13 protein-coding genes are annotated in these 15,751 nt (G+C 65.1%); 2 read left to right on the forward strand and 11 right to left on the reverse strand.

Annotated elements, in window-relative coordinates; all coding sequences use genetic code 11:
- Positions 1-191: 191 nt before the first annotated feature.
- The 9 genes from hflC to DOM41_RS16920 all read right to left on the reverse strand — a co-directional run bounded on the left by hflC (position 192) and on the right by DOM41_RS16920 (position 10,950).
- Positions 192-1,157: a protease modulator HflC gene (hflC, locus tag DOM41_RS16880; RefSeq protein ID WP_110687999.1), complete on the reverse strand. Its 966-nt coding sequence runs from the start codon at positions 1,155-1,157 to the stop codon at positions 192-194.
- Complete coding sequence (hflK, locus tag DOM41_RS16885) at positions 1,157-2,395, reverse strand: FtsH protease activity modulator HflK (protein ID WP_110688000.1); 1,239 nt, start codon at positions 2,393-2,395, stop codon at positions 1,157-1,159. The genes hflC and hflK overlap by 1 nt, the downstream gene beginning before the upstream one ends.
- A gap of 157 nt (positions 2,396-2,552) precedes the next feature.
- Positions 2,553-3,887 (reverse strand): ribosome rescue GTPase HflX, encoded by a 1,335-nt coding sequence (gene hflX, locus DOM41_RS16890; protein ID WP_110688001.1) that lies wholly within the window; start codon positions 3,885-3,887, stop codon positions 2,553-2,555.
- A gap of 14 nt (positions 3,888-3,901) precedes the next feature.
- On the reverse strand, positions 3,902-4,153 hold the full coding sequence (hfq, locus tag DOM41_RS16895; RefSeq protein ID WP_110666204.1) for an RNA chaperone Hfq: 252 nt from the start codon (positions 4,151-4,153) through the stop codon (positions 3,902-3,904).
- 126 nt (positions 4,154-4,279) lie between these two features.
- Entirely contained in the window at positions 4,280-5,221 is a 942-nt protein-coding gene (gene miaA, locus DOM41_RS16900) for a tRNA (adenosine(37)-N6)-dimethylallyltransferase MiaA (RefSeq protein WP_110688002.1), read from the reverse strand.
- Positions 5,222-5,322: 101 nt separating this feature from the next.
- Positions 5,323-7,290: a DNA mismatch repair endonuclease MutL gene (mutL, locus tag DOM41_RS16905; RefSeq protein WP_110688003.1), complete on the reverse strand. Its 1,968-nt coding sequence runs from the start codon at positions 7,288-7,290 to the stop codon at positions 5,323-5,325.
- A gap of 49 nt (positions 7,291-7,339) precedes the next feature.
- Positions 7,340-8,965: an N-acetylmuramoyl-L-alanine amidase gene (locus tag DOM41_RS16910; RefSeq protein WP_245391892.1), complete on the reverse strand. Its 1,626-nt coding sequence runs from the start codon at positions 8,963-8,965 to the stop codon at positions 7,340-7,342.
- The gene (gene tsaE / locus DOM41_RS16915) at positions 8,959-9,450 is read right to left on the reverse strand and encodes a tRNA (adenosine(37)-N6)-threonylcarbamoyltransferase complex ATPase subunit type 1 TsaE (RefSeq protein WP_110688005.1); all 492 of its coding nucleotides are present in this window, start codon (positions 9,448-9,450) and stop codon (positions 8,959-8,961) included. Before tsaE ends, DOM41_RS16910 begins: the two co-directional genes overlap by 7 nt.
- 9 nt (positions 9,451-9,459) lie before the next feature.
- Positions 9,460-10,950, reverse strand: a complete 1,491-nt coding sequence (locus DOM41_RS16920; RefSeq protein ID WP_110688006.1) for an NAD(P)H-hydrate dehydratase — start codon at positions 10,948-10,950, stop codon at positions 9,460-9,462.
- A gap of 171 nt (positions 10,951-11,121) precedes the next feature.
- On the opposite strand from DOM41_RS16920, the gene queG reads away from it, so the two are divergent.
- Positions 11,122-12,279, forward strand: coding sequence for a tRNA epoxyqueuosine(34) reductase QueG (gene queG, locus DOM41_RS16925; RefSeq protein ID WP_110688007.1), 1,158 nt, complete (start codon positions 11,122-11,124; stop codon positions 12,277-12,279).
- Positions 12,280-12,325: 46 nt separating this feature from the next.
- Here the strand turns inward: queG and orn are convergent, their stop codons facing one another.
- A complete protein-coding gene (orn, locus tag DOM41_RS16930) occupies positions 12,326-12,898 on the reverse strand; it encodes an oligoribonuclease (protein WP_110688008.1) in 573 nt (190 codons plus the stop codon).
- Between the two features lie 132 nt (positions 12,899-13,030).
- Between orn and rsgA the strand changes: the two genes are divergently transcribed.
- Positions 13,031-14,077: a small ribosomal subunit biogenesis GTPase RsgA gene (gene rsgA, locus DOM41_RS16935; protein WP_110688009.1), complete on the forward strand. Its 1,047-nt coding sequence runs from the start codon at positions 13,031-13,033 to the stop codon at positions 14,075-14,077.
- A gap of 147 nt (positions 14,078-14,224) precedes the next feature.
- On the opposite strand, the gene DOM41_RS16940 is transcribed toward rsgA, so the two are convergent.
- Positions 14,225-15,589, reverse strand: a complete 1,365-nt coding sequence (locus tag DOM41_RS16940; protein ID WP_110688010.1) for an NCS2 family permease — start codon at positions 15,587-15,589, stop codon at positions 14,225-14,227.
- Positions 15,590-15,751 lie beyond the last annotated feature (162 nt).

A 15,751-nucleotide genomic window follows, 5' to 3' on the forward strand; every position in this document is an offset into this window, starting at 1 on the left:
TGCCAAGCGATAAATCTGTCGGGGTGAGGGAATCGCAAACGCGGCCTCTCTCGTCACGCTTCGAGACAGCCGTCCCCGACGGGAAGCGGCATCACGTTTACGATTTGCACAAAAAAGCCGGGCATCACCCGGCAGTAAAAATGGTATCACGAAATGCCCGCGGGGAAATCCCGCGGGCCATCGTTGAACGCTTAGGGTGATGATGCCGCCTCCGGCGTAGGCGTACCGAGGTAGCGGAAGAAATCACTGTTCTCGGGGCTCAGCACCAGAAGATCCTGTCCCTCGCCGCTGAAGCTCTCGCGATAGGCGCGCAGGGAGCGATAGAAGCTAAAGAACTCTGGATCCTGCTGATAAGCGCTGGCGTAGATTCGCGCTGCCTGGGCATCGCCCTCACCGCGCGTGGTCTCCGCTTCCTGCCGGCCGCTGGCGAGCACTTCCTGGCGCTGCCGGTCGGCGTCGGCGCGAATCGCTTCGGCCTGCTGCGACCCCTCGGCACGGTACGTGCGTGCCGCCCGCTCACGCTCGGAGTTCATCCGCTCGTACACGGCCTGGGTCACTTCCGTCGGCAGCTCGATGCGCTTCACCCGGATGTCGAGGATGTGCACGCCAAGCTCACGACGCATCGCGGCGTCGAGCTGCTCGACCGGCTCGACCATCAGCTCCTCGCGCGCGCCTTCGACGGTATCCGCCCCCTTGTCCTCACCGACCAGGTCCTTGCGATCGCTCTCGGCGGCGATGCGCTCCTGGATGATGTCGGACATCTGGGTCTGACCGAACTTGTTGCGCAGTGCTTCATCGGTCCGCGGCGCGATCAGATTCTCGGCGACCTGAATGTTGCCACGCGTCGCCTCGTAGAACTGCTGGGGATCGGCGATCTCCCACTTGACGAAGGAGTCGACGATCACCGCTTTCGAGTCCGACGTGATGTAACGCGTCGCACTGGAGTCGACGGTCTGCACTCGGGTATCGAAGATCCGCACGGTGTTGAACACCGGCAGTTTGAAGTGAAGTCCCGGGCCGATCTCGTTCTCGATCACCTCACCGAAACGCAGTTTGATGGCCCGCTGCGTCTCGTTGACGATGTAGAAACTGGCGCTGGCGAACCAGGCGAGCAGCGCCAGAAGGATCACGCCGATCAGCGCACGATTGTTAAACATTAGCGCCCCTCCCGCAGGCTGGAACCACTCGACTGCTGCCGCGAGCCACTTTCACTGCTGTTCATGTCGACCACCTGGCGTGAGATCTGCTGAAGCTGCTCCAGGCTCATCGACGACTCGCTGTTACCACTGCGCGACTGTCCGCCGCTGCCCATCTGGTTGAGCGGCAATACGGTCACGGCCTCGCTATCGCCAAGATCGACCAGCGCCTTCGACGTCTTGGACAGCACCTCGCTGACGGTCTCGAGGTAGAGCCGCTCACGCGTCACCTCTGGCGCCTGCTGGTATTCACCCAGCAAGGAGTTGAAGCGATTCGCCTGACCCGTGGCATCGGAGACCAGCGCGGCCTTGTAGCCCTGCGCCTCTTCCAGCAGACGCTGCTTCTGACCCTGCGCCTGAAGCACGACGGCCTGACTGTAGGCATTGGCCTGGTTGATCGAGCGCTGGCGCTCTTCGCGAGCGCGGATGACGTCGTCGAACGCGTCCTGGACGCGATCCGGGGGCGATGTCGACTCGATGTTCACCGTCTGCAGCCGCAGGCCGGTACCGTAGGCGTCCAGATAGGCGCCGAGCCGCTCGAAGATGCGCTGCCCCAGACGGTCACGACCGGTGGTCAGTATCTCCTGCAGCGGCATATTGCCGACTTCCTGGCGCAACGCCGAGTCCATCGCGTTCTGCAGCGTCATTTCCGGCTGATTGACGTTGACCAGAAACGCATGCGCATCGCCCACCACATACTGCGCGGAGACGCTAACGCGGACGATATTCTCATCGCTGGTCAGCATCGAATCCGACTGGTTGGCCGAGCGAATGCTGGTGACGTTGACGTTCGCCACCTGATCGACGATCGGCGGATTCCAGTGAAGACCGGGATTCAACGTCTGGGTGTACTTGCCGAAGCGGAAGACGACGCCACGCTCGGACTGATCGATAAGATGGAAACCGGATGCCGCCCAGATCACGGCTGCCACGACCAGCACAATGACCGGAAGGATGAAAGGGTTGCGCTTGGCGCCCCCTCCATTGGATCCGCCGCCATCGCCGCCGCCGCGCTTGTTGCGCCCGCCGATCAGTCGATTGATCTTGTCCTGAAACTTCTTCAGGGCCTCGTCGAGATCCGGCGGCCCCTGATTGCCGTTGTTGCCATTGTTACCACCATTACCGTTCGGACGACGGCCCCCACCGCCGCCCCAAGGGTCCTGCTGGTTGTTGCCCCCGCCAGGCTCGTTCCAAGCCATACCTAAGTCTCCACTGATGCAGTCAAAGCCGTTGCGTCAGGCATGGGGAGCGGTGACCGCCGGGAACTCCTCGGCGGGCGGCAGGCTTGTCCGAACTGATGTCGAATCGTGACCGCCCTGCGTGTCGGACCCATGGGTCGCGATGCTCCCCTGCGCGTTATTCCTCGCTCCGGACGCGTTCCCAGTCCGCGACCGTCGGCTTCTCCGAAGCGGGCAAGTAATCGTTGGCGCTTTCACCCAAGCGAGCCATCATCTGCATAAACTCTCGCCGGGGCAAGCGAATGTCCAGAATCGAATGGCCACGCTCATCGAACCTCTCTTCCTGCACCGCCTGAAGTTCATGCAGTGCCGCACGCAGCCGGCCCTGATCGGGTGTCAACGTCAACTGCACATCCAGGATGTCGTCCGCCAGCCACTCGCCGATCGCCTGATGCAAAAGATCGAGACCGTTGCCGTCGCGAGCCGACAGCCAGACCACCTGTGGCAGCCCCTGCCCGTTGCGTTCGATACGCGGCGACGACCCCATGAGATCGATCTTGTTCATGACCAGCAGGCGCGGCACGTCGTCGGCTTCGATCTCGGAGAGAACCCGATCGACCTGCGCCACGTTGAGTTCGCGATCCGGGTCGGCAGCGTCGATGACATGGACCAGCAGACTCGCCTCGGTCGCTTCCTGCAGCGTGGCCTGGAAGGCTTCGACGAGCTTGTGCGGCAAGTGCCGAATAAAGCCGACGGTATCGGCGAGCACGACCTGTCCGACATCCGGCACGTCCAGGCGTCTTAGCGTCGGGTCGAGCGTGGCGAAGAGCTGATCGGCCGCATAAACCTCGGCGGCAGTGATCGCATTGAACAGCGTCGATTTGCCGGCGTTGGTATAGCCGACCAGCGAGACGCTGGGCACTTCGGCGCGCGCGCGGGCACGACGGTTCTGGTCACGCTGCTTGCGAACTTTTTCCAGTCGCTTGTGGATCGACTTGATGCGACCGCGCAGAAGGCGACGGTCGGTCTCGAGCTGGGTCTCGCCCGGGCCTCTCAGACCGATACCGCCCTTCTGGCGTTCGAGGTGAGTCCAGCCACGCACCAGGCGCGTGGACATGTACTCGAGCTGTGCCAGTTCGACCTGCAGCTTGCCTTCGTGGGTTCTTGCGCGCTGCGCGAAGATATCGAGAATCAAGCCCGTACGATCGAGCACTCGGCAATTCAGCGAGCGCTCGACGTTGCGCTCTTGAGAGGGCGACATGGCGTGATTGAAAATGACGAGTTCGGCGCCGTGGGTCTCGAGCGCGGCCTTCACCTCGTCGAGCTTGCCACTGCCGATGAAGGATCGAGGATCGGGACGGCGACGACTTCCCTGAATCAGGGTCGCCGGCACCGCTCCGGCGGACCGCACCAACTCCAACAATTCGCCGGGGTCTTCACGGTCCTGCTCGTCCTGGAAGTCCACATGGACCAGAATCGCCGTTTCACCGGCTTCGGGACGTTCGAAAAACAATCACTACCTCTCGATCAGGATTCGAGTCCGGGCGCTGCGCTGGGATCCTGCGGCGGCAGACGGACGTTACGAGACGGCACGACCGTGGAAATGGCGTGCTTGTAGACCATTTGACTGACGGTATTGCGCAGCAGAATGACGAACTGGTCGAAAGACTCGATTTGACCCTGCAGCTTGATGCCGTTTACGAGAAAAATGGAGACCGGGATGCGCTCCTTGCGCAGAATATTCAGGTACGGGTCCTGAAGGGACTGTCCTTTGGACATGATGCTCTCCCTAACGATGTTATGAGTAGTGCTGTTTTAGTTGGGCGACGATTCGCGCTGACTTGGCATCCTGTCGCGGTGAAGACCACCGCCTGCAGTCGTCGTGACGAAGCCCAACATTTTACGCTAACTCCCGACTTCGCGCACGATTTTCGCCACGCGTTCCCCTGCATCGGCGGCGCTGCTATCGACCCAGTGTAGACCGGGCCAGCGACGCAACCAGGTCAACTGACGCTTGGCCAGCTGCCGGGTCGCCGTCGCGCCGCGTTCGCGGAGTTCACTCGGCGCAAAGACGCCGTCGAGAGCCTCCCAGGCCTGCCGATAACCGACGCTTCGCATTGATGGTAGGTCCAGATGAAGATCGCCGCGCCGCCTGAGCGTGGCCACTTCCTCCAGAAACCCACCGTCCAGCATCGTATCGAAGCGCTCACCGATACGCTGGTGAAGCACGGCACGCTCTGCGGGCGCGAGTGCTATGGACAGCAAACGATAGGGAAAGTTTTCCCGGCGCTGTCGGCGCCAGTGTTCACTGATCGGCACGCCGGTCAGATGGAACACCTCCAGCGCCCGAATCAGCCGCTGGCGATTGTGGGCGTGCATCCCCGCCGCGGCTTCCGGGTCGATCTCGACGAGCCTTGCGTGGAGCGCCTGAAGCCCTTCTCGCTCGGCCTCGGTCTCCAGCGCCTGCCTGAGCTCCGGGTCCGCCTCGGGCATCGCCGCGACCCCCTCGACCAGTCGCTTGGCATACATCATCGTGCCCCCGACCAGCAGTGGCGTCTTGCCTCGAGCGGCAATCTCCGCCATCGATGCCATGGCATCCGTGCGAAACTCCGCGGCCGAGTAGGTCTCGGCCGGGTCGCGAATGTCGATCAGTCGATGGGGCGCACGCGCCAGTTCCGCCGCGCTCGGCTTGGCGGTACCGATATCCATACCCCGATAGACCATGGCGGAGTCGACGCTGATCAACTCGCAGCCAAAGCGCTCGTGCAGGGCGATCGCCGTATCGGTCTTGCCCGCCGCCGTAGGGCCGAGCAGCAGAATGGCGAGCGGTCTTGGATCGTGAGTCATGGGCTAGCGTGGGTCTCGTCGAGTCTTGGCGCGGCAGACACGCACCCGCGATTGCCGCGGCGGCGCGTCGTTGAAAAGGGTCAGATGGCTGTCAGCGGGCGTTACTGGCCACGCAGGAAGAGCTTGTCGAGCTGTGCCATGGACATCTCGGTCCAGGTCGGACGGCCATGGTTGCACTGGCCGCTGCGCTCGGTTCGCTCCATGTCGCGCAGCAGGGCGTTCATCTCCGGTATCGTCAGCAGCCGATTGGCCCGCACGCTGCCATGGCACGCCATGGTGCTGAGCAATTCGTTGATCCGCGTCTCGAAGCGGTCGGAGCGCCCGTAGCGCTCGAGGTCACTCAACATGTCGCGGATCAGCGGCTCGATATCGCCGTCCGCCAGCAGCGCCGGCACCTGACGCACCAGCAAGGTCTCCGGTCCAGCCACATCGAGCTCCACGCCCAGACGGCTGAACGCCTCCCGCTCGCGCTCGGCGGTCTCCACCGCCGCCGCGCCAGCGGCAATCGACACCGGCACCAGCAGCGGCTGCGCCTGCAGGGCGCCGGCATGTATCTGCCCTTTCATCCGCTCGTAGACGATGCGCTCGTGCGCGGCGTGCATGTCGACGACGACCATGCCGCGCTCTGTCTGGGAGAGAATATAGACGCCGTGCAACTGCGCCAGGGCGTAACCGAGCGGCGGCGCCTGAGTGTCGTCGGCTTCGCCCAGCGTGGCGACCGCTGCCTGCGGACGCTCGGCGAGCGCGACGCCTGCCGCTTCACCGCCGGGAGAAGGTTGCGCCTGCGGTGTCAGCAGCGTGGACTCGTGATCGGGATGCAGCGCCTGGTAGCCCGCCATGAACTCGCGAATGCGCTGCGCCGGCGGCCGATCCTGGGCGTAACCGCTCGCGCCGGACCCGCCGGCCTGTCCCGCCAACGACATACGCTGCTGTTGCCAGCTCGCCGACGGTGTGTCCCCCGGCGCCTGGGGCGCGAGGGAGTCGCTTGATGTCGTCGCACCCGCTTCGCTGGGGTCGGCCGATGCTTGCTCTTCGCCGCCTGGCGCGTTGGGGCGAACCTCGGCGAGCGCCCGATGCAGACTCGAGAAGAGAAAGTCGTGCACAAGACGACCGTCGCGAAAGCGGACTTCGTGCTTGGTCGGGTGAACGTTGACGTCGACCACTCGGGGATCGAGCTCGAGATAGAGTACGAAGACCGGATGGCGGCCGTGAAACATGACGTCACGATACGCCTGGCGAATGGCATGGGCGACGAGGCGGTCGCGCACCACGCGCCCGTTGACGAAGAAATACTGCTGGTCTGCCTGTGCCCGCGAGTAGGTCGGGAGCCCTACCCAGCCGTGCAGCCGCATCCCCGAGGCCTCCATCTCCAGATGCAGCGCCTCGTTGAGAAAGCGTTTGCCGAGCAGCGCGCCGATCCGCCGCTCCCGCCCGCTCTGATCGCCGGAGACTGCCGGCAGCTGATGGACCACCTTCTGGTTGTGCTTGAGCAGCCAGGCGATGTCGAATCGCGACAGCGCCAGCCGCCGCACCGCCTCTTCGACGTGTCCGAACTCGGTCTTCTCAGCCCGCAGGAACTTGCGCCGCGCCGGCGTATTGAAGAAGAGATCCCGCACCAGCACCGAGGTCCCGCGGGGATGCGGCGCCGGCGTCACCCGCGGCGCCATCTGGCGCCCCTCGGCAACCACCCGCCAGCCCGACGCAGGATCGTCATCGGCATTGGAGATCAGCTCGAGACGAGAGACCGCACTGATCGATGCCAGCGCCTCACCGCGAAAGCCGAGACTCGCCACATCCTCGAGATCCTCGAGCGAGGCGATCTTGCTCGTGGCATGCCGGGACAGCGCCAGTGGCAAGTCGTTCTCCTCGATACCGCTGCCGTCATCGCGCACCCGGATCAGGCGCGCGCCACCGGCTTCCAGTTCGATCTCGATGCGCTGCCCGCCGGCATCGATGGCGTTCTCCACGATCTCCTTGACCACCGAAGCGGGGCGTTCGACCACCTCGCCCGCGGCAATCTGGTTGGCCAGCCGCGGATCGAGAACATGAATTCGCGTCGTCTCGCTCATCGAAAATCTCCCCTCAGGCCCGCCGGGCAGCCGCCATCCGTCGCCACGTTCATGGCAGTGTCAGCACCTGGCCGACCCGCAAGATGTCGCTATCGAGGCCGTTGGCCTGCTTGAGCGCCTGCATGCTGATGCCGTTGCGGCTCGCGACCGTCGACAGTGTATCGCCGGCACGCACCCGGTATTCATTGCTGGCGCCACCGCGCCCCTGGTCCCGCTGCCATGCCAGCAGGCTGGAGGGCGGCGGGTGCTGACGAAAGTGCGCGACGATACCGGCGAAAATCGCCTGCGCAAGCTGCGCCTGGTGGCCGGAAGAGCGCAGCTGCGCCTCCTCCTTCGGATTGGAGATGAAGCCGGTCTCGACCAGCAGTGACGGAATGTCCGGTGACTTCAACACCACGAAGCCGGCCTGTTCGACGCGAGACTTGTGCAGCTTGTTGATCCGCCCCAGCTGATCGAGCACTTGGCCACCGGTCGCCAGAGAGTCGTTCATGGTCGCCGTCATGGTCAGGTCGAGCAGCACGCCACGTAGCACCTCGTCCTTGTCGTCGAGGCTCAGGCTGCCGTCGACACCACCGATCAGGTCTGACTGGTTCTCGCTTGCCGCCAGCCAGCGGGCGCTCTCGGAGGTTGCTCCCCCCTGGGAGAGGGCATAGACCGAGCTGCCGTAGGGCTGACTGCTGCGTACCGCGTCGGCGTGAATCGAGACGAAGAAGTCCGCCTTCTGCTGCCGCGCGATCAGCGTCCGCTGACGCAGGCCGACATAGTAGTCGTCGTCACGCGTGAGAATCGCCTTGAAGCCCGGCGTGTCATCGATACGGTTCTTGAGCTTGCGCGCAATCTCGAGCACCACATCCTTCTCGCGGGTGCCGCTTGGACCGATGGCACCGGGATCCTCGCCGCCGTGCCCCGCGTCGACCGCGATGATGATGTCGCGCTTGGGATGCGGCTGGGCTTCCACCGTGGCCGCGACCTGGCTGGGCTGCTCGACGCCACCGCCCTGAACGACGGCCTCCTGCTGGGCGCGCTGGGCGGAAATCTCCTGGTCGCGAATCATTGCCTCGATGGGGTCGATCGGATCGCTCACCGCGCTCGCCCCGGGATAGTCGAGATCGATCACCAACCGGTCGCTGTACTGCTCGTTCGGCGGCAGCGTGAAACTCTTGGGTACCACGTGGCGATTGACGTCGAGCACGACCCGTAACCCGCCGCCCTCTCGCGTGCCGGTGCGTACCGAATCGATGGCACTGCCGTCGAGGTCGAGATCACCGACATCGAACGACAGATCGCTACTGTCGATATCGATCACCACCCGATCCGGGTTGTCGAGCGTGAAAACGTTGGCGGTCGCCGGTGAGGACATGTCGAAGACCAGCCGCACATGGTCGGGCGCTGCCCACAGTCGAATGTTATGGATATCGGCAGCGCTTGCCTGAGTGGCGCCGCCAAGACAGGCGAACGCCAGCGAACCGGCAACCCAGCGACGCCAGCACGCCCCGCCGACTCGGCTCGTCGGCTGCGCCTCGGTGTCGAGCCGTACCGATGCGACGCGTCGAAGACAGCGCAGGCACAGCAACCCCCAGGCGATGATGACCTGTCCGCAAGCCGCCAGGGCCGGCCACCGATGTTCGTCGCCACGCATTTGACGGCCTGCGGCCCGGAAAACAGCTGTTAACATTCATCATCCTTGTGACTCGAGATATCGCTAAGCGCCGTCGGTAGCGCCGCAAGCACGTCGCGGCCTCGCGCAGTAAAAGCCGCTGCCTGCGCCTGGCGACCGTTCTCGAGGGTCGTTAGCCGAACCTCCAGATCCGGCGTCGGCAGCCAGCCTTCGCCGCGGCTTGGCCATTCGATCAGGCTCAACGCCTCCTCACCGAGCATGTCGCGCGCGCCGAGAAACTCGAGTTCCTCAGGGTCACCCAGACGGTAAAGGTCGAAGTGGTAGATACGGTAAGTGCCAAGCTCATAGGGCTCGACCAGCGTATAGGTCGGACTCTTGACCGCACCGGCGTGACCGTGGGCGCGTAGCACGCCACGGGCCAGCGTGGTCTTTCCGGCGCCCAGGTCACCCAGGAGGTGAATTCGCCCTCTTCCCTCGAGCGCAAGCCCCAGGGCTTCTCCCAGGGCGACCTGAGCGGCTTCATCGCTAAGCGTTATCGGCATGGGTCAGCATCAATGGGGGTTGGCCAAATGTCGCGCATAGGATGCCAGATCGCTTGCGAGCAGACCACGCACCCCCCCCGCCTCGGCGGCGGCGTCGGCGGCGAGCGCATGGATCACGACACCGAGCCGCGCCGCCTGCGACAGCGATTCGGTCTGACCCACGAGGCCGGCAATGATGCCGGTCAGGGCATCCCCCATTCCGCCGCTGGCCATGCCCGGGTTGCCGAAGGGACAGAGCGCGAGCGTCTCGCCGTCGAAGATCAGCGTGCCGGCGCCCTTGAGCACGACCACCCCGCCAAAGCGCGCCTGCAGGGCGGTGATCGCCGCTCGCCGATCGCGCTGGACCTCCGCGGTGGTGCAGCCCAGCAGACGTCCGGCTTCGCCAGGATGGGGCGTGAGTATCCAATCGTTGCGGCGCTCGCCGGTGAACTCGGACGCCAGTAGATTGAGTCCATCGGCATCGACCACGCAGGGCTTGCCGGCCGCCAGCGCGCTGGCGAGCGCGGCCTGCCCCCAGGCGCCGGTGCCAAGTCCGGGGCCGACGGCGATCACGTCGGCAGCCTCGACCCGCGCGGCGAGATCCGCGGTCCCACGCACGCCATGAGCCATAATCTCGGGATAGCGCGTCAAGCTCGCCGTAACGTGGGCCGGGTCGGTGGCGAGGCTCACCTTGCCAGCGCCCAGGCGTGCCACCATTTCGCTGGTCATCAGCGCAGCACCGCCCATTCCGGGGCCGCCGGCAACCACCAGGACGTGACCATGACTCCCCTTGTGACTGCAGGGGGAGCGTGGCGGCAGCCCTTCGGCGATGTCGTGACGCGACTGGCGCCAGGCCACAGGCACCATATCGGTGTGTGCCGCCGGACTGACGCCGAGCGAGAGGTAGACGATATCGCCGACATGATCGAGCGCAGCTCCGGTATGCAGCCCCAGTTTGTCGGCAATGAAGGTGACGGTGACGCTCGCCCGCACCGCCTCCCCCGCGACGAATCCAGTATCGGCGTCGACGCCCGAAGGGACGTCGATGGCCATCGCGGGCCTGGCGGTGGCGTTCATGCAAGCAATCGCCGTGTCGAACGGAGCGCGTGGCGCCCCTTGCGTCCCGGTGCCGAGCAGCGCATCCACCAGCACGTCTCCCTCGAGCGTCAACGAAGACGCCCACGGCACCACGACGACCCCTGCCTCCTGCGCCAGGATGGCGGCATGCCTGGCGCTCCCCGTCAGTTGCCCGACCGGTGTGACCGCAATCAGCTGAACGGCAAGGCCCTCCGCCGCCGCCAGCGTGGCCACGACATAGCCATCCCCGCCGTTGTTACCGCCGCCACAGAGGACGCTCAGCCGCTCGCGCGTCGGCCAGCGTGACCGCAGTGTCTCGTAGGCCGCTTCGCCGGCGCGCTGCATCAGAGCAAAGTCATCACGCTCGTCGGCGATGGCGCGACGGTCGAGCTCGCGCACCTGCTCGGCGAGGTAAAGGGGGCGCTGCTGAGAGGACGCGGACATTGCGGCTCCTTTGGGTTTCCATGGGGCTTGCGGCGCGTCCGGCTGTCAGCCTGGACGCGCCGCCTCGAAACGATGGACGGCTACGGGAGCGTGTCGCCATTGGCCGTCGTGGTGTAGGGTAGCGGCCCGCTCCCCTCCCAACCTTCTTCCTGATGTGATCTTCTTTCCGGTATGACCACGCGATTCGACGCCAACACGCCGACGGCCCAGGCGAGTGATGACACCCTCGACCACGACGCCTCGCCCCTCGACGCCGCCCAGCTGGATGACCTCGCGTCACAGGTCAAGCTGTGGGGACGCGAGCTCGGCTTTCAGGCGATCGGCATTACCGACACCGACCTTGAAAGCCATGAGCGCTATCTCGAGCGCTGGCTCGCGGCGGGCCATCACGGTGAAATGCGCTACATGGAGAAGCACGGCACCAAGCGAACGCGACCGGCGGAGCTGGTGCCGGGCACGCTTCGCGTCATCAGCGCGCGCATGGATTATCTGCCGCCGGAGGTCGAGACCACGCGCGTGCTTGGACAGCCGGACAAGGCCTACGTTTCACGCTATGCGCTGGGCCGCGACTACCACAAGCTGATCCGCAAGCGCCTCGACCAGCTGGCCAAGCGCATCGAACAGGCGGTGGGGCCCTTCGGCTATCGCGCCTTCGTCGATTCGGCACCGGTCATGGAGCGGGCGCTGGCACAGAAGGCGGGCATCGGCTGGTTCGGCAAGAACGCCATGCTGCTCGACCCGAAGGCCGGCTCGCTGTTCTTTCTCGGTGAGCTCTATACCGACCTGCCGCTACCGATCGATGAGCCCTTCACCCGAGAGCACTGTGGCTCCTGTTCGAGCTGCCAGACTGCCTGCCCGACTGACGCCATCGTCGATGACAAGGTCATCGATGCCCGGCGCTGTATCTCCTATCTTACCATCGAGCTGCACGGCTCGATTCCGCTCGAGTTCCGTCGCCCCATGGGCAACCGAGTCTATGGCTGCGACGACTGCCAGCTCTTCTGCCCGTTCACTCGCTTCACCCGGGCGAGCGACGAGCCGGACTTCGCCCCGCGCCACGACCTCGACCGCGCCGAGCTGATCGATCTCTTCGCCTGGAGTGAAACCGAGTTTTTGAAGCGCACCGAGGGCAGCCCCATTCGACGCATCGGCTACGAGCGCTGGCTGCGCAACCTGGCCGTGGGCCTGGGTAATGCGCCCTACAGCGAGCGGGTAGTCGCCGCCCTGCGCGCCCGGCTCGCCTACCCGTCGGATCTGGTTCGCGAACACGTCCGCTGGGCGCTCGACGAACAGCAGCTCAAGCGCAACGCCCGCATCGCCACTGGCTAGCCGTGCCCCAGCGTGGGAGACGCACTCGGCGCTCGCGGGCAGCGGCTCAGGGCAGTCGGAGGAACGTCTTGCGGTAGTGTGCAAGCTCGGCCAGCGATTCCCGAATGTCGTCGAGCGCCTGGTGGGTGTTGCGCTTGGAGAACCCCTCCAGAGCCTTGGGATTCCAACGCTTCGCCAGCTCCTTGAGCGTGGAGACGTCGACGTTGCGGTAGTGGAAGAAGTCGTTGAGCGCCGGCATTTCGCGCTCCAGAAAGCGTCGATCCTGATGCACGCTGTTACCGCAGACCGGCGAGGTACCCGGCACGACGTAGGCGGCGAGGAATTCTAGCGTGCGCCGTTCCGCCTCGGCAGTCTCGATCTCGCTGCCCTGAACGCGCTCGATCAGACCGGAGTCACCATGGGTCTTGCGATTCCAGTCATCCATGCCATCGAGCAGCGTGTCGGGCTGATGCACGGCCAGCACCGGCCCTTCGGCAACCAGATTGAGGTCGCCGTCGGTAATCAGCGTGGCGACTTCGATGATGCGTTCGCGATCCGGATCGAGACCCGTCATCTCGAGATCGATCCAGACCAGCAGGTCGTGGCGAGGCGTGGCATCGGTATTCGCGGTGGCGGACATGCGTCGCTCCAGGTCGTGTCAGCCGTGAAAGCGCTCGGTGCGAGCGGACACGGCGGTCGGGGATGGCTACAATGCGCGCCATTCTACTCACCCGCCGAGCCCCCGGCCACGACCCGAGGAGTCACCGTCACCATGAGCCGACGCAAGCTGACACGCCAACAGCGCTGGCGCGTGGAGAAGGTCCAGGCCGAACGCGCCGAACGTGCCAACCGCCGCGCCGAACGTGACGATGCCGCCCTCGAGGCAGGCGCGCATGGCGCCGAACGCCCGGGCCGGGTGGCGGCGCACTTCGGCCGCAGCCTGGAAGTGGAGGCTCGCGACGCCGAGGGCGCCCTGACCCGCCACCGCTGCCATCTGCGCGCCAACCTGGAAGGTCTCGTCACCGGCGACCGCGTCGTCTGGCGCGAAGCGGCCGACGCCACCGGCGTGGTGGTCGCCCGCGGCGAACGGTCCAGCGTGCTGGAACGCCCCGATGCCCGTGCCCAGATGCGGCCGGTGGCGGCGAACATCGACCAGATCCTGATCGTCGTTGCCAGCGAACCGGCGCCCTACGGCAATCTGATCGACCGTTATCTGGTCGCCGCCGAGAATACCGGTATCGCCCCGGTGCTGGTACTCAACAAGAGCGATCTGCTCCCCGATCAGGGTGGCGACGCGCGCGAGCTATTGTCCCGCTATGCCGCGCTCGGCTATACGGTCATCGAGGCGTCCGCCCGGGTCGATCATGGCCTCGGCGCGCTCCACGAACAGCTTGACGGGCGCACCTCCGTTTTCGTCGGCCAGAGCGGCGTCGGCAAATCGTCGTTGATCGACCGTCTGCTACCCGAGGAGACGCTGCGCATCGGCGCGCTGTCGGAGGAGTCCCGCAAGGGCAAGCACACGACCACGACGGCCAGGCTCTACCCGCTGCCCAGGGATGGCGAGGCCGGCGCTGTCCGCGAGGGCGATCTGATCGACTCCCCCGGCATCCGCGAGTTCGGCCTGTGGCATCTCGACGAGCAGCAGATTGCCGAGGGCTTCATCGAGTTCCGGCCGTTTCTCGATGCGTGCCGCTTCCGTGACTGCCGCCACCGAGCCGAACCCGGCTGTGCCCTGCTCGACGCCGTCGAGCGAGGCGCGATTCATCCGCAACGATTCGCGAGTTTTCAGCGCATCCGCGATGACGTCGCCAGCGGTTAGCGCCAAGTCACTTGGCTGGGGCGTTCCCCATCCACCAAAAAGCCGCCGCGTCGAAACGCGGCGGCTTTTTTATGATGACGACAAGGTGGCGCTCACTCGAGGTCGGCGGGCGTCACGCGAGAAGTCGACACGCGCCGGCCGCCGGGCTCAGCCCTCGAAAAGCATCAGGATCGACAGCGCGAACAGCACCCACATCGCCGGACGCACCTCGTGGGATTTGCCCACGCCCACCTTGACCACCACGTAGGTGAGAAAGCCGAACACCACGCCATGCGTGATCGAGTAGGTGAGCGGGATCAGGATCATTGCCACGAAAGCGGGGATGGCATCGTCGTACTTCTGCCAGTCGATGGTGCGGATCGGCGAGAGCATGAAGACACCGACCATGATCAGCGCCGGCGCCGTGGCGATGGTTGGCACCAGTGCCAGCAGCGGCGACAGAAACAGGAACGGCAGGAACAGCAGTCCCGCGACCACGGCCACCAGGCCCGTGCGGCCGCCCTGACTGATCCCAGCGGCGGACTCGACGTAGGCGTTGGCCGGACTGGTACCCAGCGGCGCCGAGATCAGCGCCGAGGCGGCATCCACCATCATCGAGCGACGAATGTTCTGCGGCTCGCCGTTTTCGTCGAGCAGATTGCCCGCCTGACAAACACCGATGAAGGTCGACATGGCATCGAAGAAGGTGGTGAACAGGATCACGAAGATGAACGGCCAGTAGCCAATCGCCAGCGCGCCGAGGAAATCGACCTGACCCATGGCGCCGAAATCCGGCCACGCAAAGATGCCCTGGAAGTTGACCAGTGTCGCCGTCGCGCCATCCGGGGACCAGGCGCTGCCGTCACCCCAGAGTCGGCCGATGGGAATCGCCATCAGCGTCGTAAGAACGATACCGATGATCAACGCTCCCTGAATGCCTCGAGCCACCAGCACCGCGGTGATGCCAAGACCGATCAGGAACGTGATCAGCGTCGGCGACATCTCGCCAAGACCGACCACCGTCGCGGGGTTGGAGACCAGAAGTCCCGCGTTGACCAGTCCGATAACGGTGATGAACAGCCCAATGCCGCAGGCGATGGCGTGACGCAGCGTGGCGGGAATGGCATCGACGACGTAGCGGCGCACGTTGAACGCGGCGAGTATCGCGAACAGCACCCCGGACCAGAACACGCACCCCAGCGCGGTCTGCCAGGGAATGCCGGCCCCCAACACCATGGTGTAGGCGAACAGCGCGTTGATCCCCATGCCCGGTGCGACGAGTACCGGGTTACGCGCATAGAGCCCCATCATCACGCTGCCGAAGAAGCTGATGATCACCGTCGCGGTCAGCGCACCGGCGAAGGGCACCCCTGCCCCGGAAAGAATCGCCGGGTTGACCACGATGATGTACATCGCGGCGAGGAAGGTAGCCACACCCGCCAGCACCTCGGTTTTGACGGTGCTCCCTTTCGAGCGCAGTGAGAAATAGTTGTCGATCACGCAGCAGTCTCCTGGCGATTCATTAATTATCATTGGGACAGGCTTGAGAGACGCCCCTCGAGGGCGCGCAGTATACCGGATCACTCTGTCGCCGGCAGCTCGGCCGCGGCTCATCACACGGCTTCTCTCGCCGCTTGCCGCCTCGTCTATTACGTTGCGGTGCGACTGTGCCATCATCGAGATATCCACGCGCAG

This window comes from Salinicola aestuarinus (assembly GCF_003206645.1).
Classification (GTDB): Bacteria; Pseudomonadota; Gammaproteobacteria; order Pseudomonadales; family Halomonadaceae; genus Salinicola; species Salinicola aestuarinus.